Origin of the sequence: Klebsiella sp. K47, assembly GCF_051858335.1 — a bacterium.
Taxonomy (GTDB): domain Bacteria; phylum Pseudomonadota; class Gammaproteobacteria; order Enterobacterales; family Enterobacteriaceae; genus Klebsiella; species Klebsiella pneumoniae.
This window is the reverse complement of the sequence record NZ_JBPYUI010000190.1, coordinates 1-243: the sequence shown is the minus strand read 5'-3', so window position 1 is coordinate 243 and position 243 is coordinate 1. Positions and strand designations below refer to the sequence as shown.

At 44.0% G+C, this 243-nt stretch carries 1 protein-coding gene; it reads left to right on the top strand.

Features of this window, described 5'->3' with window-relative positions; all coding sequences use genetic code 11:
• Positions 1–243, top strand: a 243-nt coding sequence (locus RRF55_RS27650) for a hypothetical protein (protein ID WP_439419246.1), incomplete at both ends; no start/stop codon positions are given.

The window sequence follows — 243 nt, the reverse complement described above, 5'->3', positions numbered from 1 at the left end:
CTTGTCAAGACTGCTATGCACAGTCTGAGCTGTATGACCCACCGCGGTGGTATTGCTGCAGATGGTAAGACAGGGGATGGTTGCGGTTTACTCTTAGCAATGCCAAAACAGTTTTTCCGTGAAGAAGCGAAAAAACTCAGTGATATTACACTCAGTGAAGTTTTTGCTGTCGGCACGGTGTTTTTAAGCCTCGACCCAGCAATTGCAGCACATGCAAAACAAATTCTAACTAAAGAAATTGAA